We start from the raw sequence: 23,167 nt of genomic DNA, 5'->3' as shown, positions 1-23,167 counted from the left end.
CGTGGACACGACGAAAGCCGACGAAGCCGAACCGGTCGCCGACTCGGCGAGCGGCGTGCTTTTCCGCGTGCTGGAGCAACATGTCGAAGACGCCGCCGCCTTGCGGCGAATCCGCTCCCGTCTCGTGCGCGCGCCGCATGTGAGGCTCTCCGATCTGACACGGCTCGACGAACGCATCGCGGCGCATCTCGACGGCATCGCCGTGGCGGGACGCGCCGGCCTGCGTTCGAGCATTCGGGCGCTGGAGCACGCGGGCAAGGGCGAACTGTTCACCGCCGCCGTCGGTTGCATCGAGGCGCGTTCGGACCCGGCGATCATGCGGCTGCTCGCTTTGAGTCAGGCCACGCCCAATGCCAGAGCGGGCTTTCATTCGGCGTTCGGCTGGGTGAGTCCGGGCCGTCTCGCCGGTGTCGTCTCGATCCTGCTCGCGTGCGACGACCCCGCCGCGCGACTGGCCGGCATCGAGGGATGTGCACAGCATCGCGTCGATCCGAAGCGGCATCTCGACGCGGCGCTCGTTTCCGACGACGCTGTGCTGCGCGCCCGGGCGCTGCGCTGCGCGGGTGATATCGGCCGCGTCGATCTGCTCGGAACATGTCAGGCCCATCTCGATCACGCGGACGCGTCATGCCGGTTTCATGCCGCGCGATCCGCGCTGCTGTTCGGCGATCGCGACGAGGCGCTCGAGGTCATACGCGATATAGCGGCTACGCCATCCATGTTCGGCGACATCGCGCTCGCGCTCGCGGCGAGCGTGCTCGCGCCCGCCGATGCGCATCGATGGCTGGAGCGATTCGCTTCTAAACCGGCGAGTGCGCGCAGGCTGATTCGCGCCGTCGGTTTCACCGGCGATCCACGTTATGCGCAGTGGCTGATCGGCCGTATGGACGATGACCGCGTGGCGCGGCTCGCGGGCGAGAGCTTCAGTCTCATCACGGGAGTCGATTTCGTTCGTCTCGGGCTGGAACGCGCGCCGTTGGCATCGGGGAATTCCGGCGGCGAAAAAGATGCCGATGCCGCCGAGGAAGAGGACGACGGCGCGCCGTGGCCGGACCCCGACAAGACGCGCACATGGTGGCACGCCAACAAGGCGCGGATGCCGGGCAACGGGCGCTATCTCATGGGCGCGTTGTCGTCGAAAGCGCAGTGCATCGACGTGTTGCGCAATGGCGCTCAGCGGCAGCGCGCCGCGGCGGCCATTCAACTGCGCCTCGCCGATCCGCGCAGCGTGCTCTTCAATTGCGCAGCGCCTGCATGGCGTCAGCGACGCGCATTGCAGGCGATGGATTGACGCTCTTTCAAAACGATTCTTCGTGCTTCGTCTTAACACTGTTCGCGATAGGGGGTCGTCAATGTGGAGCATCGAGAATCGGACTGCCTACGAAGTCGATACGTCATGGACGCGCGACAAGGAGGGCACGCACGAATGGATCGTCGCGGTAAAGGCGACCTATGACATCACGCCGGCGGGACCGCGGCTCGCGGACGAGCAGACGCCGCCGGTCGAGACCGCCGAATACACCGGCACGCCCGGACGGTCCAGCCTTCGCTACGACTCGGACTTGCTCGGGCCCAAGCCGACGACCGACATCGTGCTCAACGGTACCGCTTACGCGCCCGGCGGCAGGCCCAGCGACGACTTTCTGGTCGACATGCGGGTTGGGCCGGTTCGCAAGACGCTGCGTGTTCGCGGACATCGTAGATGGGGAAAAGGGATGCCCGGACGCATGCTGGCGGAGCCGGTCGTCCGTCTGCCGGTCATCTACGAGCTCGCTTATGGCGGCTACGATGCGCCCGGCGACGACCCCGCCAGACACGGCTATGACGCCCGAAATCCGGTCGGGCGAGGCGTAGTCGGCGCCGGGCAGAGCCGGGAAGGCATGGCGATGCCCAATTTCGAATACCCGAGCGGACGTCTGGACAAGGATGGCCCCGCCGGGTTCGGCGCCATCGACAGCTTCTGGTCGCCGAGGCGGGAACGCGCCGGCACTTACGACGATGCGTGGATGCGCGATCGCTCGCCGCTGTTGCCCGAGGATTGGAGTCCGCACTCCTTGCAGTGCGCTCCACCCGATCAGCAACCCGCAAGCCCTCTGCAGGGCGGAGAGCCGGTCGAACTGATCAACCTCACGCCCGCAGGGTCGATGTCCTTCGCGCTGCCGAAGGTGCGCCTGGCTTTCACGACGCGCATCGACACCCGCGACGAGGAGCATCGCGCACGCCTTTCGTCGGTGATACTGGAACCCGATGCGCTGCGTTTGATGCTCGTGTGGGTCACGGTTCTGAAGGTCGAAGACGAACCCGATTATCTCGAGAGCACGCTGGTCCGCGAGAAGGATTACCTGTCATGAGCGCACGCGTCGTCATGGCGGCCGCCGGTGCGCGCACGCCGCTCGGTCTCGGGGCAGAGGCAAGCGCGGCGGCCGTGCGGGCGGGTATAGGGGCGGCGCGCGAGCATCCGTTCATCGTCGACAGGCTCGGCAACTACGTGAACCTGGCCTTCGACGCCGAACTCGACCCGGGGCTGCACGGTCCGTCTCGTCTGCTTGCGCTGGCAGGTTTCGCGTGGCGCGACCTGACGCGCGCCCTCGCTCACCTGGGCGAAGCGCCGCTTCGATCGCCGATGATGGTCGCGCTGCCGGAGATCCGCCCTGGCTTCACGCATGAAGACGCGAGCGCCGTCATGCAGGGATTGCGGCGGCTGGGCGGATCGACGATCGATCCGATACAAGTCTCGGTGCATGCGCAGGGGCACGCAGCCGGAGTAGCGGCCTTCAGGAAGGCGAGCGAGTCGCTCGGAAGCGGCGAACTGGACGCGTGCGTCGTCGGCGGCATCGACAGCTATCTGCATCCTGAGACGCTGAATTGGCTCGACGGCCGCAGGCAGATCGCAGGCGAAGGATCGAGGAGCGGCTTCGTCCCCGGCGAAGGCGCGGCATTCTGCCTGTTGATGAGCGACGCCGCGTGCCGGCGGCTCGGCGTTGCCGAAACGATGCACCTCGTCGCCGCTGCGACAGGATCGGAGCGCTGCCTCATCAAAACGCGCGAGGTGTGCGTCGGCAAGGGTCTGACCGCGGTCGTGCGAGACGCGCTGACGAGCGCGCCGGGCGCGCGGAAGACGATCGATCATGTCATCTGCGATATCAACGGCGAGCGTTATCGAGGCGAAGAGTGGGGGTTCGTCTGCCTGAGACTGGGCCGGCATTTCAAGGATGCCACCGGCTATCTGTCGCCAGCGGACGTCTGGGGCGATGTGGGCGCGGCGTCCGGGCCATTGTTCGCGATGCTGGCTCATCAGGCGGCGTCGCGTGGCTATGCGGCAGGCCCGAGAACATTGATCTGGTCGAGTTCGGAGGCGGGCTTGCGGGCCTGCGCGCTTTTCGAATCGGCCACGATGCCGGCCGCTTCGCGCCATTGACTTGCTCGACGCGCCATGACCAGCGTTGGAATCCATCCTCCGAAGACGCCTGTCACCAAGGGCAGTTCCGGCACCGCTCGGGCCACGCTCCCGAACATGTGCAAGATGCCGGGGCCGCCCGCTCCGTTCGTTCCGGCTGCGTTGCCCAATACCGCCAAATCGGGCGATTCGCCGGACGGCTATTCGACGAGCGTCAAGATCGAGGGCGACGAGGTGGCTATCCGGGGCGCGATGTTCAACAGCTTCGGCGACATGGCCAGCAAGGGCACGGGCGGCGGTCTGCTTTCGAGCAACACGCACGGGCCGGCCAGATTCATCACGCCGGGTTCGATGACGGTGAAAATCGAGGGCAAGAGCGTTCATCTTCTCGCCGAGCCGATGCTCAACAACTGCGGCCCGAACGGTTCTCCGCCCAATACCGGCGCGACGATGACAGGCGTGAAGCAGAAAAGATCGAAACGTCCGCCGGCGACTCAGGTCGGACCGGATTGCGGGAAAAAGAAGAAAAAGAAAAAGCGCAAATGGGACGATTGCATGTGCGGTCAGGTCTGCGAGATGGTCAAGGCCTACAACCAGTCGAAGAGCAAGAAGGCGAGGCTGAGCGATAGCCCCAGCAATGCCGGTTCCGACCACTACGATGCGTATCAGGCGAGCCTCAAGCAATTCGCGAAGGACTTCGCCGACGCAGTGACCGCGGCCGCCGGCAATCCCGATCATCCGGCCATCAAGCGCATGTTTTACAGTCCGAAGAACGTGAAGCCGCCGGACTGTCAGCACGAAAAATGGAAGCAGGCGGGAGGATTGGCGGACCCCGCTCGCAGCGGCCGGGGCGCAATGAATCCGGATCACATGCACCCGGCTTCTCTTAGCGGGCCACTCACCAGCGCCAATATGCGATGGGCCGACGCCCGCGTGAATTACACGGTCGGCGGCAGCATGAACCGGCTCAAACCCGCCCCCAAGCGCATGAAAGCGCATCCCTCTTGTAACTGTGATTAAGGAGGTCGCGTGAACACCCAACAGATGCAAGACCTGCTGCAGAAGCTGAGTGATACCAAGTTCAAGCTCAACGGCTACTTCAGCGACGATCCCGTGCGGCCTCAACTGCGCCCGCCGGCGAGCGGAGGCGACCTCGCGGCGCTCGATGCCTTTCTGCAAGCGCGCAACCTCGTCATGCCGGCGAGTTATCGATTGTTTCTGTCCACGAGCAATGGCGTATCCAGCTTGATGAATGATGAATTGTCACTGCTTTCGGCGCTCGAGGTCGCGCGCGACGACCACGGTCTCCTTCCGGAAATGGTCGACGAGTACCCGGCGTGCAGCCAGTTCGTCATCGGTGCGGGGAACACGCCGGAGTGCGTTTCGTTCGACGTGGACACTTCGCCCTCTAAGCATGGCTACGAGGTTGTGTGGATTTCCAGCATCGGGGAGCAATGGCGTCACGATAACTTCGAGGCTTTCCTGAAAGGCTATCTTTCAGTGCTGGAGCGTCGTGTTGCCGCTCAGCAGAAAGACCGGAAAAACCTCAAACCCTGACCGGGAAGTCCGACGCGATGGCAAACCCCATCCTCGAATTCACGGATGATCCTTCGTCGCCCATGCCGCTGGTCGAATTGAAACAGCATCTCGTGTTCTATGTGCCCGATCCGCCCGGTCCGGTCACGGCGAGACGCGTGTATGACGCGTACCTTCGCGCGGTCGGCGATGTCTTCAGGAACTACAGGTCGACCGTTTCGTGGGCGAGGCTCGAAGCGTGGGATGCGGCGGCGCGCATTCGCTTCGAAACCGTCTTGCTTCCCGAACTGCGCAAGACGGTGCATTGGGGCTATGGGTTTTCGGACGAAAAGCCCGTCGATTCGCGGGTCTTCATGTTTCACGGCTTTCGGCCTTTTACGGAACCCGAAATGGCGAGCTTCTTTCGCTTCGAATTCGATTGGCAAGTCGATGCCGCATTCCTCCGTTCACTCGCACTCGACATGATGTCGATGTTTCCGGTTTGCTCGGGCTATGGCGGTTATCTGCTGCAGGGACGTCCGTCTTCGAAATACGAAGAAGTTTCGTTCGAGCGCATCTATGCTTTGGCGCGCCGATACTGGGGCTGCGATGTGGAGGAGATCGAACTGAGCGCCAGGGAACTCAAGCGAGGCTACAAGTGCTTGAGTTGGCTGACGGTCATCGGCGAACCTTTTCGAACGCAATTTCAAAAGGAATTAGCGCAGGCGAAGCTTGCTGCTTTCGATTTCGTCGATGGGCCTTTCGCGACGCTTTTGCAGGTGTCGGACAGCCCGACGCTCGGCGACCGCAACGTTCAAGCGGATCTGAAACCGTATTTCGATGTCGCACATGCGTTGTTGCCGATGCAGATCAAAAGCCACGAACCGTTCTGGAGCACTCGATGGGAAGGCGGCCAGACCATGGCGTGGCTACAGCGCTTCACACATGGATGGCCGACCTGAGTTCATCCACTCACGCCGCCAGCGAACCGCACTCGGCCTTGCTGCTCGCAGCCTTCTTCGTCCGCCCCGCGCGTGACGGCGGCTGACACGCGCCGCACACGAAATGCACCTGAAGATCGTGCCTGTGCGCGACGAACTTGCCCTTGCAGCGGCAGCATGGCGTCTGCTGCAGCATGTCCGCTTCGAAGAAGCGCACCAGTGTCCATGCACGCGTCAGGCTCAGGACGACTTCGAGCCGGTTCTGCCCGCAGTGCTCGACATACAGTCGATAAGCCTTGGTCAACGCATCGAGACGCGAACAGCGTGTCTGCTCCTTGAGAAACAGATAGATGTTGTAGAAGAGCGATGAATGGATGTTGGGCATCCACGTCATGTACCAGTCCGCCGAGAACGGCAGCATGCCCTTGGGCGGCGGCATGCCCTTCAATTCCCGATACAGACGGATCATGCGGTCGCGCGATAACGTCAACTCGGTTTCGAGCAACTGCATGCGAGCGCCCAGTTCGATGAGAGCAATCGCGCGATAGACTTCCTGCGCGTCGTCGCTGACGCTTTTGCGAAGCGTGGTTTCCATGCTCATGCGAACTGTTCCGCCGGCTGTCCGGCCAGCAGGATGGCGGCGTGAGTGGCGCCGACGTCGACGTGCGTGGCCGGTTGCGTCAATGCGGACAGCAACGAATGATCGTTGAAGCGGAACGCGCACAACAACTGGTTCGAACTGCAAAGCTTGATTGTTTGCGCGGGCGTGAGACCGGCCAGAATCATGGCGATTTCCGGCGAAAGCCCGAGCCGGAACATGGCGACGGACTTGTCCTCGAGCAACATGCGTTGTGCAAGGATCACGTACGACAGATTGATCTCGCGGATCGAGTCAAGCGATTCACTGCTATTCATGGTTTCCCGCTCTTCGGAAAAACCCCGTGGTTCATGCCGGCATTCTTGCCGTGCAATTTTCTTGTGCGTCGTTTGCGACTCGATCGACGTTCGCGATCATCTTGATACAAACGTTACATTTAGTCACAACTTCGGCGTAAGGTTAGGGTTCACCGAAAGGAAAAGCAAGCGCGCGAATTTCGCGGTTCCTTTCCTAATCTATCAATGCGGATGGCGTGGCGATCGGGAGCCCGAGCACGTCGTCGGGGGCGACCGGCCGGCTCAACAGGAAGCCCTGCACGAAGTCACATTGCGCATGCCTGAGCAATTCCAGTTGCGCTGTTTCCTCGACGCCTTCAGCCGTCACGCTCAGGCCCAGCGTGTGACACATCTGGATGATGCCGCACACGATGCTGCGCGTTGCCTGATCCGATTCCATCCGCGTGATGAAGGAGCGGTCGATCTTCACGCAGTCCGGTGCGAAATCAGCCAGATAGCGCAGACTCGAATAGCCGGTGCCGAAGTCGTCGATGGCGATGCGCACGCCCAGCTTCTTCAACGCACCGAGCGTGCGCTGTGCAAGGCTCGGGTCGTCCATCAGCGCGCTCTCGGTGAGTTCGAGTTGCAGCGTCGAGGCGGGCAGGGCATGGCGGCGCAAGGCTTCGTCGACGACATCGACGATGGTCGCGTCGCGCAACTGTCGCGCCGACACGTTCACCGAAACGCCGAGCGCGCGCGCGCCGGCCTGCCGCCATAGCGCGAGCTGACGCAGGGCGTCGTCCATCACCCATGCGCCGACTTCGGCGATGAAGCCGCTCTCTTCGAGAATGGGAATGAAGACGCCCGGCGAGACGAGCCCGCGCTCCGGATGCCGCCAGCGAATGAGCGCTTCGACGCTGCGGACCTCGCGCGTGTGCGGCTCGTGGATCGCCTGGTAGTGAAGCTGAAACTCCTTCTTGGCGAGCGCCGCGGGCAGGTCGCGCTCGAGTTCGAAATCGACGATGCGTTCGCTCGAATCCTTGTCGGCGAAACGGTAGCCGTTGCGTCCGGCTTTCTTGGCCGCATACATCGCGATATCGGCGCTCGTCAGAAGCGTCTCGCGATTCGCCCCGTTTTCGGGAAAGACCGATATGCCGATCGACGCCGTGATCGTGCCGGCGCGGTGTGCCTGATCCGCCTGCACGAGCGCATCGAGCGTGGCGCGCGCGATCTCGGCGAGCGGGTCCTTGTGCTTCGCGCCGTCGATCAGCACGGCGAATTCGTCGCCGCCGAGACGTGCGAGAAATGCATCGGCCGGCAACGCGGCCCGGATGACCCTGCTCAGCGATTTGAGCAGCCGGTCCGCCGCCGTGTGACCGAGCGTGTCGTTGAGCACCTTGAAACGGTCCAGGTCGATGAACATCAGCGCGAAGGGCGCCTGCTTGCGGCATCGCTCGTCGATCCTGCACATGAGCGCGGCGCGATTCGCGAGACCGGTCAGCGAATCCGTGAAGGCGAGGCGGTCGAGTTCGGCGAGGCGGTCCTGCTCCGCCGTGACATCCTCGCTGATGCCGACGATGCGCGCCACATTGCCCGCGCCGTCCAGAACGGGCGATCCGGTGCTTTGAATCCAGCGCACATTGCCGTCCAGACGGCGGATGCGGTATAGCGCCTTCTGGCTGACTTTCGATTCGGCGATCCGGCGCATCGCGGCCGTGAGTTGCGGCAGGTCCTCCTGCAGCACGAGCGCCATCCAGGCCTGGGGCGACTCGCGAAACGTTTGCGCATCCAGGCCGAAGACGGCCGCGCATCCCGCGCTGATGTGATGAAAGCCCGTGAAATCGGCGTTATAGGAATAGAAGCAAAGGCCGACGTGCGCCTCCATCTCCGACATCAGCGTCTCTCTGGCGCAGAGCGCGGCGGCGAGTTCCGCCTGCTGCGTCATGTCCTGCGAGGCGCAAATCACGCCTTCCACGCCGCCGTCGCCGTTCTCTATCGGAATGAGGCGCGAATGCCAGGTCTTGGGCGCGCCCGACGTGGTCGGGCAACTGCCTCGGAATGTCGCGCGTGCGCCGCTCATGGCGGCATGAAACGCATCGTGCGCGGCGGTCGCGTCTTCACCGGACCAGAAGCCGAGCCAGTTCGAACCGGCGAGTTGTTCGGGCGCGCTCGCTTCCATGAGTTCGGCGCCATATTCGGAAATGCGGACCATGCGGCCATCGGCGTCGAGCAGTTTCAGGCATTCGCGATTGGCGTCGAGAAGCGCTTTTGCGAGCGCGGTCGTGGCGTTCGCGCGCGCGGCGCTCCGGCGTGCACGACGCAAAAAGAACGCGAACGCGATCGCGCCCGAGACGACGCCCGCGCAGGAAGCCGCACCTTCGGACACGAACGACAGTGCGAGGTAGCAGAGCGCGCCGACGCCCAGGCCCGCGAGGCCGATCTGCGTGAGAACGGTCCAGGAGAGCGTCGCGCGGTCGCTTCGCGTGGACAGAAAGAAAGCGAGAAATTCCTGATTTCGCGCGGTCTTGTGCCCCTGTCGCGAGCGATCGCCGCTGGCGACGGTGCTGGACGATCCGGATTGGGGAGACTGGGACATTACGTTGATGACGCGGGCTCTCGATGAACGGGCAGCGGGCTCGGCGTTGCTTTTAGCGAAGATCACGCCTTGTTTACGTCAGCCGGATTCGGGAGCTTTAGGCGCCCGGAAGCCGGCGGGCGTCGGCCGACGCGCCGACGCGGTAATTTTGTCCAGCCGATGCCGCGTGCGCCGCGCCACGACGAACCGATGCAATCACTTGTGGCCGGCGGTGGATGCCGTGCCGAGCACGCGGTCGTCCAGACGATCGTCGACGATGCCCGCCGGTTCGACGTGCGCCGTGACGTCCGATGCCTGAAAGAGCCGCTGCACGGCTCTTTCCGCGTCATCGGCGATGGCGTGGCCCTGCGCGACGGTCAGCTCGCCGGCCACTTCGAGATGGAACTCGACGAATACGCGATCGCCGCCGTTTCGCGTGCGGATGTCGTGCACGCCTTGCACGCCTTCGACCGCCGTCACGGCCGCCGCAATGCGCGCGCGTTCGGGATCGTCCAGTTCGCGATCGAGCAGTTGCACGAGCGCAGCCACCGCCATGCCGCGCGCGTTCCACAGCATGTAGAGCGAGATGCACAGCGCGCCGATTGCGTCGGCGCGTGGCCAGTCGAGCAAGTGATCGAGCAGCAGGGCGACGAGCACGGCGATATTCACGGCGATATCGGTCGCATAGTGCGCGCGGTCGGCGGCGATGGCGGTCGATCCCGTGCGCTTCACGACCCACGTCTGCATCAGCACGAGTCCGATGGCCGCAAGCGTACTCACGACGATGACCGCGATCCCGAAGTCTGTCTGATTCAACGGTTCGGGATTCACGACGCGCTGCCCCGATTCGATGCCGAGTCCGACAGCCACGCCCGTGAGCAGCAGCGCCTGCACGAACGCCGCCACCGCTTCGGCCTTGCCGTGACCGTAGCGGTGCCCCTCGTCGACCGGGCGCAGGGCATAGCGCACACCCATGAACGTCACCGAAGACGCGACGACATCGACGAGGCCATCGGCTGCGGCGGTGAGCAGCGAAATCGATCCGGTCGCGAACCAGGCCCACACCTTCAACACGACGAGCACCAGCGCGAACACCAGCGCGACGATCGACGCCATGCGACGAAGCGCCTCGTCAGTGTTTCGTTGTGACATCGTTAGCTCCTTGCAGCTTTTCGCGCAGCATTATTCTGACGCGATTCTACGGACGATTCGCGAAGGCGTTGCCCTTCGCGCGCATCGCGTTCATATCGCGCAACGAAGAATGCGATTTTTTCCATCGGTGATCGTCTTTCATCTGCGGACGAGCACGTCCGCGTCACGGACTTTCGCATCATCAAGGAGATCATCATGAAACCGATTTTGATGGCGCTCGCGGCGGCGTCCGCGCTTGCGCTGCCGATTGCCGCGCTCGCGCAGACGGACGCGGCGCTCACGCGCGCCCAGGTGCGCGCCGAGCTCGAGCAACTGGAGCAGGCCGGCTACTACCCGGGCAGAGGCGAGGATCCCGGCTATCCGGCGGCGATCCAGGCAGCGGAGGCGCGCGTATCGAGCCGGAACGACGCGACTGGCTATGGCGGCGCGATGTCGGGCGCGTCGGCGACGGGCGCTCGCGCCGTCATGCGCCCGGCATCAGCGCAGGAGATGAAGCAGATCTATTTCGGCGGTCAATAAGCGCGTATCGCACGGCATCCGATGCCCGCCCGCCGCCCGCGAGGCATCGAAAACGCAACCCACGACGGCGGCGTTTCTCAGGAGTGTTCAGACATGGCAAACCATCCGCTCAACGGAAGCGAACGCGAGTGTTTAAAGGACGCGCAGCCCATCGGCAAGGCAGACCCGAACGAACGTCTGGAGGTCACCATGCTCGTGCGACGGCGCTCGCACGATGCGTTCGAGAAGCACATCAGCGCGCTCGCGGCGCAAGGCGCGTCGGCGAAGCATATCGATCACGACGAGTTCACGAAGCATTTCGGCGCGGACAGCGCGGACCTGGCGGCGGTCCATGCGTTCGCGCAAAAGCACGGACTGTCGGTCGTCGAGAGTCACGAGGCGCGGCGCGCGGTCGTGCTCTCCGGCACGGTCGCGCAGTTCGACGCGGCCTTCGGCGTGAGCCTGCAACAGTACGAACATGACGGCGGCACCTATCGCGGCCGCACGGGACCGATCCATCTGCCCGATGAACTGAACGGCGTCGTCGATGCCGTCATGGGTCTCGACAACCGTCCGCAGGCGCGGCCCAGCTTCCGGACCCGCGCGCAGGGCAACGTGCGCTGGACAGCGCGCGCAGCGGGCGCGTCGACGTTCACGCCCGTGCAGCTCGCGTCGCTCTATGACTTCCCGCAAGGCGACGGCCAGAATCAATGCATCGGGATCATCGAGCTGGGCGGCGGCTACCGTCCCGCGGATCTCAAGACGTATTTCGCGTCGCTGAATATGAAGGCGCCGTCCGTGACCGCGGTTTCGGTCGATCACGGACGGAACCATCCGACCGGCGATCCGAACGGTCCCGATGGCGAAGTGATGCTCGATATCGAAGTCGCGGGCGCGGTCGCGCCGGGCGCGAAGATCGTCGTCTATTTCGCGCCCAACACCGACGCGGGTTTTATCGACGCCATCGGCACCGCGATTCATGACACGAAGAACAAGCCGTCGGTGATTTCGATCAGCTGGGGCGGTCCGGAATCGGCATGGACGCAGCAGGCGATGAACGCGTTCGATCAGGCGTTCCAGTCGGCGGCGGCGCTCGGCGTGACGATTTGCGCGGCATCCGGCGACAACGGTTCCGGCGACGGCGTGGGCGATGGCGCGGATCACGTCGATTTCCCGGCGTCCAGTCCGTATGCGCTGGGCTGCGGCGGCACGTCGCTGCAGGCGAGCGGCAACGGAATCGCTAGCGAGACCGTATGAACGACGGCGCCAACGGCGGCGCGACCGGCGGCGGCGTGAGCTCGTTCTTCGCGCTGCCCGCGTGGCAGGAAGGGCTGCGGGTCACGCGCGCGGGCGGCGCACACAGTCCGCTCGCGATGCGCGGCGTGCCCGATGTCGCCGGCAATGCCGATCCCGTGACCGGCTACGAAGTGCGCGTCGACGGTCACGACATGGTGATCGGCGGAACGAGCGCGGTCGCGCCGCTATGGGCCGGACTGATCGCGCGCATCAACGCGATCAAGGGCGCGCCGGTGGGGTATATCAATCCGCATCTCTACAAGGACCCGCTGGCGCTCGTCGACATCACAAAGGGCAATAACGACGATTTCCACGCGACAGCCGGATGGGACGCCTGCACCGGCCTCGGACGGCCCGATGGCAAGAAGGTGAAGGATGCGGTGAGTTGAGGCTGAAATGCGTGCTCGCGCGAAACGGACGTTCCTGCGCGAGCGCGCATTGTCACGGCGAGACGTCTTCGATCAGATCCGCGCGCACCGCGCGAATCCTGCGATCGACGAAGTAGCCGCCGCCTTCCGTGTAGCGCAGATACAGCCGCCCGCAGGACGAGCATTCCCAGACGCCGCAGCGGTTATACGGAAAGAAGCGCGGCGCGATGGGCGCATCGGCGGACCAGTAGTTCGTCTTGCCTGGCAGATATTCGGCGAAGGTCGGCTCCGGATCGTGCTCCGGTAACAGCGTGCCGATCTCGCGGAACTGCGATTCGTCGAGCGACAGCGGCTGCGATTGCCAGCCGTCGAGCGGCGTTTTCGTGCACGCGCAGGGTTGCGGCGCGCGGGCTTGCGCGCGTCGCGCGAGGTCGATGAGCGCGGCGGCGTCGAGAAAGTCGGGCATGGCGGTCGATAGTCGATGAAGCGAACGCGCCATCATGCGCGCGTTCGCGGCGGTTCGGCAAGGCGTCAGCCGTTCATCATGCGGTCGCGTTGAACCGCGACCCACGCACGATCGAAACGGCCTTCCGCGATCGACTCGAGCGCCGCCGCTTCCTTCGCCGCCTGCTTGCGCGCGCCTTCGATCACCGCTTCGACGTCGGCGGGCGCGATGGCGAGCACGCCGTCTTCATCGCCGACGACGATATCACCCGGATTCACCACCATCCCGCCGACCGTCACCGGCACGTTGATCTCGCCCGGCCCGTTCTTGTACGGCCCACGATGCGTGACGCCGCGCGCGTACACGGGAAAGTCGCGCTGGCCGAGCGCGCCGACATCGCGGATCGCGCCGTCGATGACGAGACCCTGCACGCCGATGCTCTGCGCGAAGCTCGCCATGATGTCGCCCATGAGCGCCTGCGTGAGCTCGCCGGCGCCGTCGATGACGAGCACGTCGCCGGGGCGGCAGTAGTCGAACGCGCGATGGATCGCGAGATTGTCGCCGCCGCGCGTGCGTACCGTGACGGCCGTTCCGGCCATCGGCTTCGGACGATGATAGGGACGCAGTCCGGTCGTGCCGCTCACGCGGGCCATGTTGTCGCTCAGAAGCGATACCGCCAGCTCGCGCAACGCGGCGAGCGTCGCGGGGCTCGCCTGAGCCGCGGATTCGTATTCACGCCATCCGGCCGGATTCATGCGGTCGCTCCTTCGTTCGATCGTTGCCGTTCCAGTTGCGCGGAAAGCCGTCCGTACACCGCGCGCGCGTTGTCCTCGAAAATGCGCTGGCGATCCGCGTCGCTGAGCCATTCGATCGCGTCGATATAACGGCGCGTGTCGTCGAAGTAATGACCCGTTTCGGGATCGATGCCCTGCACCGCGCCGATCGTCTCCGACGCGAACAGGATGTTCTTCGCCGGAATCACCTTTGCGAGCAGCTCGGCGCCCGGCTGATGGTAGACGCAGGTATCGAAGAACACGTTGTTCAGCAGATATTCGGTGAGCAGCGGCCGCTTCATGTCCTGCGCGAGTCCGCGATATCGTCCCCAGTGATACGGCACCGCGCCGCCGCCGTGCGGAATGACGAACTTGAGCGTCGGGAAATCCGCGAACAGATCGCCTTGGAGCAATTGCATGAACGCCGATGTATCGCCGTTGATGTAATGCGCGCCGGTCGCATGGAAGTTCGGGTTGCACGACGACGAAACGTGGATCATCGCGGGCACGTCGAGCTCGACCATCGCTTCGTAGAGCGGATACCACGAGCGGTCGGTGAGCGGCAGCCCGGACCAGTGCCCGCCCGAAGGATCGGGATTCAGATTGCAGCCGATGAAACCCAGCTCTTCCACGCAGCGGCGCAGTTCGGCGATGCAATTCTCGGGCGCCACGCCCGGCGCTTGCGGCAACTGACAGACGCCGACGAAATTACGCGGAAACAGGTCGACGACGCGATGCACGAGGTCGTTGCATGCTTCCGACCAGACCGCGTTGGCCTCCGCCGTCGCCAGATGATGGCCCATGCCGGCGGCGCGCGGCGAGAAGATCGTGAGATCGGTGCCGCGCTCGCGCTGGATGCGAAGCTGGCCGTTCTCGATGCTTTCGCGGATTTCATCGTCGGAGATGGCGGGGCGCGGCGGCGCCGATGCGCCGTCCTTCAGCGCGGCGATCTGCTGCGCGCGCCATGCTTCGTGCTGCGGCGGCGAGGTCGTGTAGTGACCGTGACAATCGATGATCATGCGTGGTTTTCCTGTCGTTGTGCGCCCGCTTCGTGCGAATCGGATGCGGGCAGCGAAGTGTCTTCGTCGTCGGCGGGCTTCACACGCATGACGAGCGCGATGATCGTCGCGACGACGAGGAACGCCGCGATCGTCAGCAACGCGAGCTTGAAGTTGCCCGTCGCGTTGCGCACGAGCCCGATGCTCCACGGCCCGACGAGGCCGCCGAACTGCGCGATCGTGTTGATGAGCGCGATGGTCGCCGCGCCCGCCGCGCCGGTCCTGAACGACGAGGCGAGGCTCCAGAACAGCGGATTGCCTGCGTAGATGAAGAGGCCGGTCACGCACAGCAGCGCATAGGCGACGACCGGATTCGGCGCATACGCGCTGCCCGCGATCGCGAGGGCGCTCATGCCGTAGACGAACGCGAGATGCTTCTTGCGGTCGCCCGTGCGGTCCGAACTGCGGCTGATGATGAACGTGCCGAGCACGCCGAGAAGCGGCGGCGCGGCGGAAAGAAAGCCGACTTCGATGTTGCTCAGATGACCGAGACTCTTGACGATCTGCGGCAGCCACAGAAAGAGCCCGTAGATGCCGACGAGCGCGCAGCCGAAGAGACACGCGAGGCTCCATACGCGGACATCGCCCGCCACGCGCAGCAGCGGGAAGTGCGCGTTGCCGCCGACCGCTTCGCGCTCTGCCGCGAGCGTCGTTTCGAGCCAGCGCTTTTCGTCGTCGGCGAGCCAGTCGGCGTCGGCGGGGCGCTCCGTCATGATGCGCAGCGTGAGCAGGCCGAGCAGCATCGCCGGAATGCCTTCGAGGATGAACATCCATTGCCATCCCTGCAGGCCGAGGATGCCGTTCGCGTAGGTCATCAGCGCGGTCGAGATCGGGCCGCCGAGCACGGCGGAAAACGATCCCGCGATGATGTAGCCGCCGACCGCGCGCGCCCGATAGCGCTCGGGAAACCACTTCGTCAGATAGACCGCGACGCCCGGCAGGAAACCCGCTTCCATGACGCCGAGCAGAAAGCGCAGCACGTAGAAGCTCTTGTCGTCGAATACGAACGCGGTGACGGCCGCGACCGCGCCCCACGTGAGCAGGATGCGCGCGATCCAGCGGCGCGCGCCCACGCGATGCAGCAGCAGATTGCTCGGCACCTCGAGCACCATGTAGCCGACGAAGAAGATGCTGCCTGCGAAGCCGAACACGGCGGGGCTGAAGCCGAGCGCCTTGTTCATGTCGAGCGCGGCAAAGCCGATGTTGATGCGATCGAGGTAGTTGAAGAACATCATCGCGAAGAGCAGGGGCATGAGCCGCCCGTATACCTTTCGCATCGTTGCTGCTTCGTTGAATGGGGCCATGCCGTCTCCACGTTCTTTTTCATCGGATCGCGAGGCTCTGCGGCCTCGCTTTACAAACGGCCTGCGCCGCTCGTCTGTCCGTTCGGCTGCGCGTAAGGCATGCCGGCCCAGGACATGAAAATCGATGATAAGTAGCGCGCCGGCCCGCGTCCAAGACGCGTTCCTTATGCTTCTATAAGCGTTCTCTTATAGTGCGGCGCCGGTCAGCGGCGGAGGAAGGCACGCGAGAAAGGCACGCAGATGCGCCGAATCGTCGTCCGTGCGGAATGTGGCGGCGAGCGTGGACCAGCGCGACGCACCCGGGCCTGAGAGCTGACGGAACACGACGTCGGTGCGTCCATGCCGCGCCACCGATTCGCCGACGAAGGTCACGCCGAGCCCCGCCGCGACGAGCGCGATCGCCGTCTGGATTTCGTAAGCCTGATGCGCGATGAAAGGCGTGACGCCCGCATCGCGATACAAGGACTGCACGGTGCGCTTGAACTGCGCGTTCTGATGCTTCGGATACACGATGAGCGGTGTATCTTCGAGTTCGGCGATACGCACCTTCTTCCTGCCCGCCAGCGGATGATCCGGCGACAGCACGGCCACCACATGTTCACGCAGCAGCGGATACGACGTGCAACCGGGGATGTCGAGCGGCTGACGTCCGATCCCGACATGAATGCGCAGGTCGCGCAGTGCATCGGTCTGTTCTTCGGTCAGCATCTCGAAGAGCTTGAGCTCGACTTCCGGATACGAGTGATGGAACGCCTTCAGCGCGGGCGGCAGGATGCTGTACATCGCGGATCGCGTGAACCCGATCGACAGCCAGCCGCGCCGCCCGATGCCGATTTCCTGCGCGCCCAGACTGGCTTGTTCCCACGAGCCGAGAATCTGACGCGCTTCGGTGCAGAGATAGTGGCCCGCCTCGGTGAGCCGCAGCGGGCGTCTCGCGCGATCGACGAGTTGCGTGCCGAGCCGCTCTTCCAGCAGCCGGATCTGCTGGCTCAACGCCGGTTGCGCGATATGCAGCCGCTCGGCCGCGCGGCTGAAGTTCAGTTCCTCCGCGAGAATGACGAAGCACTGTAAGGACCTGAAATTCATGTCGACCTTCTTGGATACGATGGCGAACGTTGCAAACGTATGAGTGCGCGCCGATGCAGGCGGTGTGCTGGATGACGTCGGGCGAAGCGATCACCGAATCTTGCCGAATGCGTGGCGATCGAGCAATCGCATCAGCGTCGCATAGGGTGGCCGCAAAGCAGAGCAGGTTCGCCGACATTTTCCCTTTTTCAAAACCAACCTGTTCATCGCCATTGACGCCGTACCGCTTCGCGCTTACTCGACCTTCGCTTTTCGCGGGTAGTGCGCGGCTATCTCGCGCGCTAGTTGAACAAAAGAGCCTAGCGCGGGGGGCGGACCGGGTTCCTTCCACGCGAGGTAGAGTTCGCTTTTCGCGTGCTGTTCGCGCAGAGGACGATAGACGACGTTGTCCATGTGCGTTCGTTGAACTGACGCCGGTACGAGCGTCACGCCAAACCCGGCGCTTACGAGGCCAAGCGAAGCGTAGATCTGCCCCATTTCAAAGCTCGTGGATGGGGAAAATCCGGCAAGCGCGCACAACTGGTTGATGGTGGCGTGATAGTCCGGCGCGACATCTTTCCGGTAATTGATGACGCGCAACTGCCTGCAGTCCTTGATGGAAATCCGCCGTTTTGCTGCGAGTGGGTTGTCCTTGGCGATAGCAACGTAAAACGGCTCCTGAAGCAACAAGACGCTGTTCAGTCGCGTATCAGGCGGCAAAGAGCGGACGAACGCCAGATCGATGTCCCCTCGGTCGAGCGCATTGATCTGTTCCGCGGAGGAAAACCATCGAAGCTCGACTGTCACAGCGGGATAACGCTGCTGAAATTCGCGCAAGAGCGGCGGCAGCAGCGTATACGCGATGTGCTCGAAGAACCCCACCGCCACCCGGCCGACTTCCCCTCGTGCCGCGCGTTGCGAATCCACGATCGCGGAGTTCGTTTCCATCAGGATTCGCTTGGCCCGTTCTTCGAAGACCTGGCCCGCCGACGAAAGAAACACTCGTTTGCCCCGTCGCTCAAAAAGCGCTACGCCGAGTTCTTCTTCCAGATCGCGAATCTGCCGGCTCAACGGCGGCTGCGCCATGTGCAGTTCATCCGCCGCTTTCGTGAAGTTGAGTGTGCGTGCCACCACCAGAAAGTAGCGTAGATGACGCAGTTCCATGTGGAACCTCTGAGGTATCGATACGCAACTTATTATATCTTTTACATTGGACGTGACCGGTCTTACGATCGTGACATTGCGCCGACAAGTCAGGAGAGCCCTCATGGAACTTACCGCGTCACAGTTGGAAGCATACGAGCGCGATGGATTCGTTGTTCTGCCGGAGCTTTTCTCAGAAGAAGAAATTGCGCATATGAAGAGCGAGTTGCGCCGAATCCAGAAGATTGACACCGACCATCTTGTCCGGGAAAAAACGGGCGGCATTGCAAAAACCATCTACAAGGTTCACGAGACAGAAAGTCCGACGGCATCGGCGGTTTTTCACGCCGCAGTGCGCTCTCCCAGATTGCTCGGGCCGGCACAACAACTGATCGACGATGACCAGCTCTACGTCTATCACACGAAGTGCAATTTGAAGACGGCAATCGACGGTTCCGTCTGGCAATGGCATCAAGACTTCGGCACCTGGCATATCGACGGCGTGAAAGAGCCGCGGATGACAACTGCCTTGGTCATGCTCGACCAGCCGACCGAAATGGGCGGATGTCTCTACTTCATCCCGGGGAGCCACAAACTGGGTTCGCTCGATCCGACGTTCGACGAGGCAACCGGTTATCGCTTCTACGTGGTACCGAAGCCGACCATGCTCGATATCTTGTCCAGCCATCCCAAGGCCGTGCCTATCATCGGCCGCCCGGGAACAGTCGTGTTTTTCGACGCGAACATTGTGCATGCGTCGGGTCATAACCTGTCCGGTGACGATCGATGGCAGGCCTATATCGTCTACAACCAGGTGAAGAACAAGCCTGAAGAAGTAGAGCAGCCGCGACCGGATTATGTGCGCTCGACCAATTTCGCTCCGCTCGAGGCCGGTTCAGACGAGATTCTCGACAGCGTTCGGATCGGTTGAACTTGCGCGGCGTCGCTTGCCTGGCGCAAGACGGTCATGCGGATGGCCAATGTTCGACGAGATAGTCGGCGAAGATCCGGATTTTCGGCGACGACAATTTCACGCGTTCAAACAGCACGCGGACCGGCGTTGCGGGCGGTGCGTACATCTCCAGGACGGGCCGCAAGCGACCCGACTGGACGTGCTCCGCGACCTGCCATGCGGGCGCGCGCACGATCCCGGCACCTTGAATCGACGCCAGTACCAGCGCGTCCAGGCTATTCATCCACAGACGGCCCGTTACGCTGACGCGCGTGCGCATCGCACGCGACTCGAAGCGCCAGTCAACGGCCCCAGGTGCGTCTGAAAAGACGAGGCAATCGTGCTTGCGCAGATCGCCGGGAGTATGAGGCGTGCCGCGATGCGCGAGGTACGCGGGCGCTGCGCAGGTCACCATCTGAATGTCGCCGAGCTTGCGCGCGACGAGGCTCGAATCCGGCAGACGCCCGATGCGCACCGCGAGATGCAGACCCTCGTCGACCAGATTGACCGCACGATCGACGAGCAGGAGATCAACAGCCACGTCCGGATGAAGCTCGAGAAAGCGCGGCAAAAGTGGCGCGATCACCAGCCGGCCGAGCAGGTTCGGCGCGCTGAGCCGTAGGCGGCCAGAGAGCTTGCCACGCCCCGCCGACATCGCACTGCCGAGTTCATCCACTTCGCCAAGGATTGCCTTCGCGCGGTCGTACAGGATGCGACCTTCGTCGGTCATCGCGAGATGGCGTGTGGTGCGTCGAAGCAGTTGCGCGCCGAAATGCTCTTCCAGCACCGAAATGTGCCTGCTGACCGAAGTTAGCGACATCGGAATCGCGCGCGCGGCGGCCGACAAACTACCGGCATCGACGACCCGCACGTAGACGTTCATTGCTTCGAGGCGGTCCATGATTCGGCTCTTCCGTATTCAGCAAGGGTGATTGCCGCATCAGAGGGATACTGGCGAAATCCGGAATAGTCTACATTCGTCGCAAACGGAATAGCAAAGGCGGGGCGCAGCCTGAGGAGCACAGAGATGAAACGGTCGGTGTATTGGCTGATGGCCGCGGCGGCGGGCATCGTGGTCGCGAACAACTACTACAATCAGCCCTTGCTCGCCGACTTCGCGCTCACGTTTCACACCACCGAGCGCGCAGCCGGTGCAGCATCGGTTGCGACGCAGACCGGCTATGCGCTCGGACTTCTGCTCTTCGTTCCGCTGGGCGACAAGCTCGATCGACGTTCGATACTGGGCACGCTGCTGTGCATCTCGAGCCTCGCACTCGCCGCAGTGGCAGTGTCACCGACACTCGACTGGCTCGTGGCCGCCAGTTTCCTGACCGGGCTTACCAGCGTCGCGCCGCAGTTGCTCACGCCCTTCGCGGCGCAAATTGCAGGACCCGAGCGACGCGGCGAAGCGGTCGGCATCGTGATGTTCGGATTGCTATCCGGCATCCTCATGTCGCGCGCGGTATCCGGATCGATCGCCCAGCATTGGGGATGGCGGACCGTGTACTGGCTTGCATCCGCAGCGATGCTTGTCACGGCCGCCGTACTGTCGCACAGGCTGCCTCGCTCGACGCCGACTTGGTCGGGCACGTACCGACGCCTGATGGGTTCGCTATGGACGCTTATCCGCGAAGAGGCGCTCTTGCGCCGGACGTCGGCGATCGCGGCCCTTCAGTTCGCTGCCTTCAGCGCATTCTGGGTCACGCTGACGTTTCATTTGCGCAGCATGAATGCGCATTACGGCAGCGAGATCGCCGGTCTGTTCGGACTTGTGGGCGTGGTCGGAGCGCTGGCCTCGACGGGAGCGGGCAAGCTGATAGACAAGCGCAATCCGCGTCTTGTGGTTTTGGCGAGCTCCGCAATTTTCTTCATGGCGTTCGCAATCTTCGCGTGGGTGGGCTACGGTATCGCCGGTCTGATCGCCGGTGTGATCGTTCTCGATTTCGGGCTGCAAAGCGCACACGTCGCGAACATGGCACGCAGCATGAGCATCAGGAGCGATGCGATGAGCCGCATTAACACACTGTATATGACGATTCGCTTCGCGGGCGGCGCGCTCGGTTCGTTGCTGGGCGTGTGGGCGTGGAGCGTATGGCAATGGCCGGGAGTGTGTGGTGTCGGCCTCGTTCTCGCGTGCGGGTCTTTGGCGTTGCAGGCCGGACCGGGGGTGGCCGGTGCCGGCGTGCAGGAAAGATGTTTGCGCGATTGATTCGACATGTGCGGTGATCTGGTTGCGGAACACGTGCTTGACGAATGACGTTCTTGCCGCAATGCATCGGAAGGCTCAGTCTTCCGACGAACGCATCGACACGTCGCCGATGAGTACCCCTCTCAACCGTTCTCGTAACTCGAGAACGTTGTCCGCACCGTTCAACTGCTCAAACTCCCGTTGCGCTTCCTGCCAGAGAGGGGCTGCTCTTTCATGCAGGCGCCGTCCCTCCTTGGTGAGTTCGACAAGGCGGCTTCTGCCATCGGTGGGCGAGGGCTTGATCGTGACGAAACCGTCGCGCTCCAGGAAGCCCACCATCTTCCCCATCGCGGTTCGTTCGATATCGAGCCGTTCGGCAAGCGCGTTGACCGGGGTACTTCCCACTTCGCGCAGGGCGGCCAGGGTGAGGAATTGCGTGATGCGCAGACCCGAGGGCTCGAGATGGCTATCGTAGAGTCGGGAGATCTGCCTGCTCGCCTTCCTCACGGCGAAGCAGTTGCATTGATCGATGCCGAGCGGCTTATTTACTGGCAACATCCGTTGCACTCCTCATTCGGTTAATTGCGAGAAGCTTACGCGCGCGTCGTGCGAAGGTGCGGCGATAGCTATTCAAGGACCTGTTCACACGAAGGCGTCCCGATACTTCGCGACGAACTCCTGGACCGACAGCGGCGGCTTCCCGGTGATCTTCTCGACGGCGTCGTTAGTGCCCGAGAAAATGCCGTCGCGATAGTCCTGCGCGACTTCGACCAGATGCTGCGTGAGGAACGGCGGAAACTTGTAAAGGGTTTCCATCTTGATCCGAAACTCCTCGATGGAAGTCGGCGCGTATTCGATCCGGGCGCCGAGAACCTCGCTCATTTTGGCTGCGATCTCGACGTGATTCATCTCGACGGGGCCGTGGAGCGTGTAGGTCCTGCCCTCGTGGCCTTCGGGGTTGGCGAGGATGTGGGCGATCACGCGTCCCTGATCGTCGCTGGAGATAGGCGCGTGACGGCCGTTGCCGAACGGAAATTCGATCTTCTTCGTGGCCCAGATTTCCCGCGCGAAATGCGGATAGACGAGCCAATCGGCAAAGAACGTCGGGCGCAAATGCGTAGTCGCGACACCCGACCAATCGAAGACTCGCTCGGAGACCCAGTGATCCTGTGCTGCGTGGCTCATCGATTCCCGACGCGCGGAAATCTGCGACATGTTGACGATCGCCGTGACGCCCGCTTCCTGTGCTGCCTGCGCGAAATAGGCCGCGGCCCCGATGATTCCCGGCGCAATCGGATGAAGGAAATAGGCCGATCGAATGCCTTCCATCGCTGCCCGAATATCGTCGATGTCGGTAAAGTCCCCGACCGCGACATCGACGCCGCGCTGCCTCAGCGCTTCCGCTCGATCGTCATCCGTACGCACATATGCCCGCACGCGTTTGCCCATCTCGAGCAGTTCGTCAATAGCATTGCCTCCGGTCCGTCCGGTTGCACCGCTCACAAGAATCTCAGGTCCGTTCATCGCTTCGCTCCGTTTGAAAGTGAGAGCATATGCTCTCTCGAGATGGAGATTAGGTGCATATGCTCGCATAGTCAAGTTTTTTGTCGGCTCTTTCACGCAG

The 23,167-nt window shown here is 63.3% G+C and carries 22 protein-coding genes and 1 pseudogene; 10 read left to right on the top strand and 13 right to left on the bottom strand.

Going from position 1 to position 23,167, the window contains the following annotated elements; all coding sequences use genetic code 11:
- Nucleotide 1 precedes the first annotated feature (1 nt).
- The 6 genes from NCS03_RS29310 to NCS03_RS29285 all read left to right on the top strand — a co-directional run bounded on the left by NCS03_RS29310 (nt 2) and on the right by NCS03_RS29285 (nt 5,874).
- Complete coding sequence (locus NCS03_RS29310; protein WP_250530362.1) at nt 2-1,291, top strand: TIGR02270 family protein; 1,290 nt, start codon at nt 2-4, stop codon at nt 1,289-1,291.
- 61 nt (nt 1,292-1,352) lie between these two features.
- Nucleotides 1,353-2,351, top strand: coding sequence for a DUF2169 family type VI secretion system accessory protein (locus NCS03_RS29305; protein ID WP_250530361.1), 999 nt, complete (start codon nt 1,353-1,355; stop codon nt 2,349-2,351).
- The gene (locus NCS03_RS29300; protein ID WP_175982427.1) at nt 2,348-3,418 is read left to right on the top strand and encodes a beta-ketoacyl synthase N-terminal-like domain-containing protein; all 1,071 of its coding nucleotides are present in this window, start codon (nt 2,348-2,350) and stop codon (nt 3,416-3,418) included. The genes NCS03_RS29305 and NCS03_RS29300 overlap by 4 nt, the downstream gene beginning before the upstream one ends.
- Before the next feature lie 15 nt (nt 3,419-3,433).
- Complete coding sequence (locus NCS03_RS29295) at nt 3,434-4,417, top strand: PAAR-like domain-containing protein (RefSeq protein WP_284504510.1); 984 nt, start codon at nt 3,434-3,436, stop codon at nt 4,415-4,417.
- 9 nt (nt 4,418-4,426) lie between these two features.
- The gene (locus NCS03_RS29290) at nt 4,427-4,954 is read left to right on the top strand and encodes an SMI1/KNR4 family protein (RefSeq protein WP_144403556.1); all 528 of its coding nucleotides are present in this window, start codon (nt 4,427-4,429) and stop codon (nt 4,952-4,954) included.
- Nucleotides 4,955-5,208: 254 nt separating this feature from the next.
- On the top strand, nt 5,209-5,874 hold the full coding sequence (locus tag NCS03_RS29285) for a type VI immunity family protein (protein ID WP_250530359.1): 666 nt from the start codon (nt 5,209-5,211) through the stop codon (nt 5,872-5,874).
- Between the two features lie 10 nt (nt 5,875-5,884).
- Here NCS03_RS29285 and flhC read toward each other — a convergent pair whose 3' ends face one another.
- The 4 genes from flhC to NCS03_RS29265 all read right to left on the bottom strand — a co-directional run bounded on the left by flhC (nt 5,885) and on the right by NCS03_RS29265 (nt 10,453).
- A complete protein-coding gene (gene flhC, locus NCS03_RS29280; protein WP_250522611.1) occupies nt 5,885-6,454 on the bottom strand; it encodes a flagellar transcriptional regulator FlhC in 570 nt (189 codons plus the stop codon).
- Complete coding sequence (gene flhD / locus NCS03_RS29275; RefSeq protein WP_250530358.1) at nt 6,451-6,768, bottom strand: flagellar transcriptional regulator FlhD; 318 nt, start codon at nt 6,766-6,768, stop codon at nt 6,451-6,453. Before flhD ends, flhC begins: the two co-directional genes overlap by 4 nt.
- 193 nt (nt 6,769-6,961) lie before the next feature.
- Nucleotides 6,962-9,322: a putative bifunctional diguanylate cyclase/phosphodiesterase gene (locus NCS03_RS29270; protein WP_250530357.1), complete on the bottom strand. Its 2,361-nt coding sequence runs from the start codon at nt 9,320-9,322 to the stop codon at nt 6,962-6,964.
- Between the two features lie 195 nt (nt 9,323-9,517).
- Nucleotides 9,518-10,453: a cation diffusion facilitator family transporter gene (locus NCS03_RS29265; RefSeq protein ID WP_033535665.1), complete on the bottom strand. Its 936-nt coding sequence runs from the start codon at nt 10,451-10,453 to the stop codon at nt 9,518-9,520.
- A gap of 195 nt (nt 10,454-10,648) precedes the next feature.
- Between NCS03_RS29265 and NCS03_RS29260 the strand changes: the two genes are divergently transcribed.
- Both NCS03_RS29260 and NCS03_RS29255 read left to right on the top strand, forming a co-directional pair.
- Nucleotides 10,649-10,972 (top strand): DUF4148 domain-containing protein, encoded by a 324-nt coding sequence (locus NCS03_RS29260; RefSeq protein WP_250442119.1) that lies wholly within the window; start codon nt 10,649-10,651, stop codon nt 10,970-10,972.
- A 93-nt stretch (nt 10,973-11,065) separates the two neighbouring features.
- Nucleotides 11,066-12,636: pseudogene (locus NCS03_RS29255) on the top strand (S53 family peptidase).
- 52 nt (nt 12,637-12,688) lie between these two features.
- Here the strand turns inward: NCS03_RS29255 and NCS03_RS29250 are convergent.
- From NCS03_RS29250 to NCS03_RS29225, 6 genes are all read right to left on the bottom strand, one after another.
- Complete coding sequence (locus NCS03_RS29250; protein WP_033535664.1) at nt 12,689-13,081, bottom strand: hypothetical protein; 393 nt, start codon at nt 13,079-13,081, stop codon at nt 12,689-12,691.
- Between the two features lie 65 nt (nt 13,082-13,146).
- The gene (locus tag NCS03_RS29245; protein WP_008345394.1) at nt 13,147-13,815 is read right to left on the bottom strand and encodes an RraA family protein; all 669 of its coding nucleotides are present in this window, start codon (nt 13,813-13,815) and stop codon (nt 13,147-13,149) included.
- Nucleotides 13,812-14,852 (bottom strand): amidohydrolase family protein, encoded by a 1,041-nt coding sequence (locus NCS03_RS29240; protein ID WP_008345396.1) that lies wholly within the window; start codon nt 14,850-14,852, stop codon nt 13,812-13,814. Before NCS03_RS29240 ends, NCS03_RS29245 begins: the two co-directional genes overlap by 4 nt.
- Entirely contained in the window at nt 14,849-16,195 is a 1,347-nt protein-coding gene (locus NCS03_RS29235) for an MFS transporter (RefSeq protein ID WP_033535663.1), read from the bottom strand. The genes NCS03_RS29240 and NCS03_RS29235 overlap by 4 nt, the downstream gene beginning before the upstream one ends.
- Nucleotides 16,196-16,381: 186 nt before the next feature.
- The gene (locus NCS03_RS29230; protein WP_175982437.1) at nt 16,382-17,281 is read right to left on the bottom strand and encodes a LysR family transcriptional regulator; all 900 of its coding nucleotides are present in this window, start codon (nt 17,279-17,281) and stop codon (nt 16,382-16,384) included.
- Nucleotides 17,282-17,515: 234 nt separating this feature from the next.
- A complete protein-coding gene (locus NCS03_RS29225) occupies nt 17,516-18,424 on the bottom strand; it encodes a LysR family transcriptional regulator (protein WP_008345399.1) in 909 nt (302 codons plus the stop codon).
- Nucleotides 18,425-18,527: 103 nt separating this feature from the next.
- On the opposite strand from NCS03_RS29225, the gene NCS03_RS29220 reads away from it, so the two are divergent.
- Nucleotides 18,528-19,334, top strand: a complete 807-nt coding sequence (locus NCS03_RS29220) for a phytanoyl-CoA dioxygenase family protein (RefSeq protein WP_008345400.1) — start codon at nt 18,528-18,530, stop codon at nt 19,332-19,334.
- A gap of 34 nt (nt 19,335-19,368) precedes the next feature.
- Here the strand turns inward: NCS03_RS29220 and NCS03_RS29215 are convergent, their stop codons facing one another.
- A complete protein-coding gene (locus tag NCS03_RS29215; RefSeq protein ID WP_284504517.1) occupies nt 19,369-20,238 on the bottom strand; it encodes a LysR family transcriptional regulator in 870 nt (289 codons plus the stop codon).
- A gap of 144 nt (nt 20,239-20,382) precedes the next feature.
- Between NCS03_RS29215 and NCS03_RS29210 the strand changes: the two genes are divergently transcribed.
- On the top strand, nt 20,383-21,564 hold the full coding sequence (locus tag NCS03_RS29210) for an MFS transporter (RefSeq protein WP_250530355.1): 1,182 nt from the start codon (nt 20,383-20,385) through the stop codon (nt 21,562-21,564).
- 75 nt (nt 21,565-21,639) lie between these two features.
- On the opposite strand, the gene NCS03_RS29205 is transcribed toward NCS03_RS29210, so the two are convergent.
- Nucleotides 21,640-22,101, bottom strand: coding sequence for a MarR family winged helix-turn-helix transcriptional regulator (locus NCS03_RS29205; RefSeq protein ID WP_250457676.1), 462 nt, complete (start codon nt 22,099-22,101; stop codon nt 21,640-21,642).
- Nucleotides 22,102-22,185: 84 nt separating this feature from the next.
- Nucleotides 22,186-23,067: an NmrA family NAD(P)-binding protein gene (locus NCS03_RS29200; RefSeq protein ID WP_250530388.1), complete on the bottom strand. Its 882-nt coding sequence runs from the start codon at nt 23,065-23,067 to the stop codon at nt 22,186-22,188.
- Between the last annotated feature and the right edge of the window lie 100 nt (nt 23,068-23,167).

It is taken from the genome of Caballeronia sp. ATUFL_F1_KS4A (genome assembly GCF_023630905.1).
Lineage (GTDB): Bacteria > Pseudomonadota > Gammaproteobacteria > Burkholderiales > Burkholderiaceae > Caballeronia > Caballeronia zhejiangensis.
Note: the sequence above shows the minus strand (reverse complement) of the source record. Positions and strands in the feature narration are given on the sequence as shown.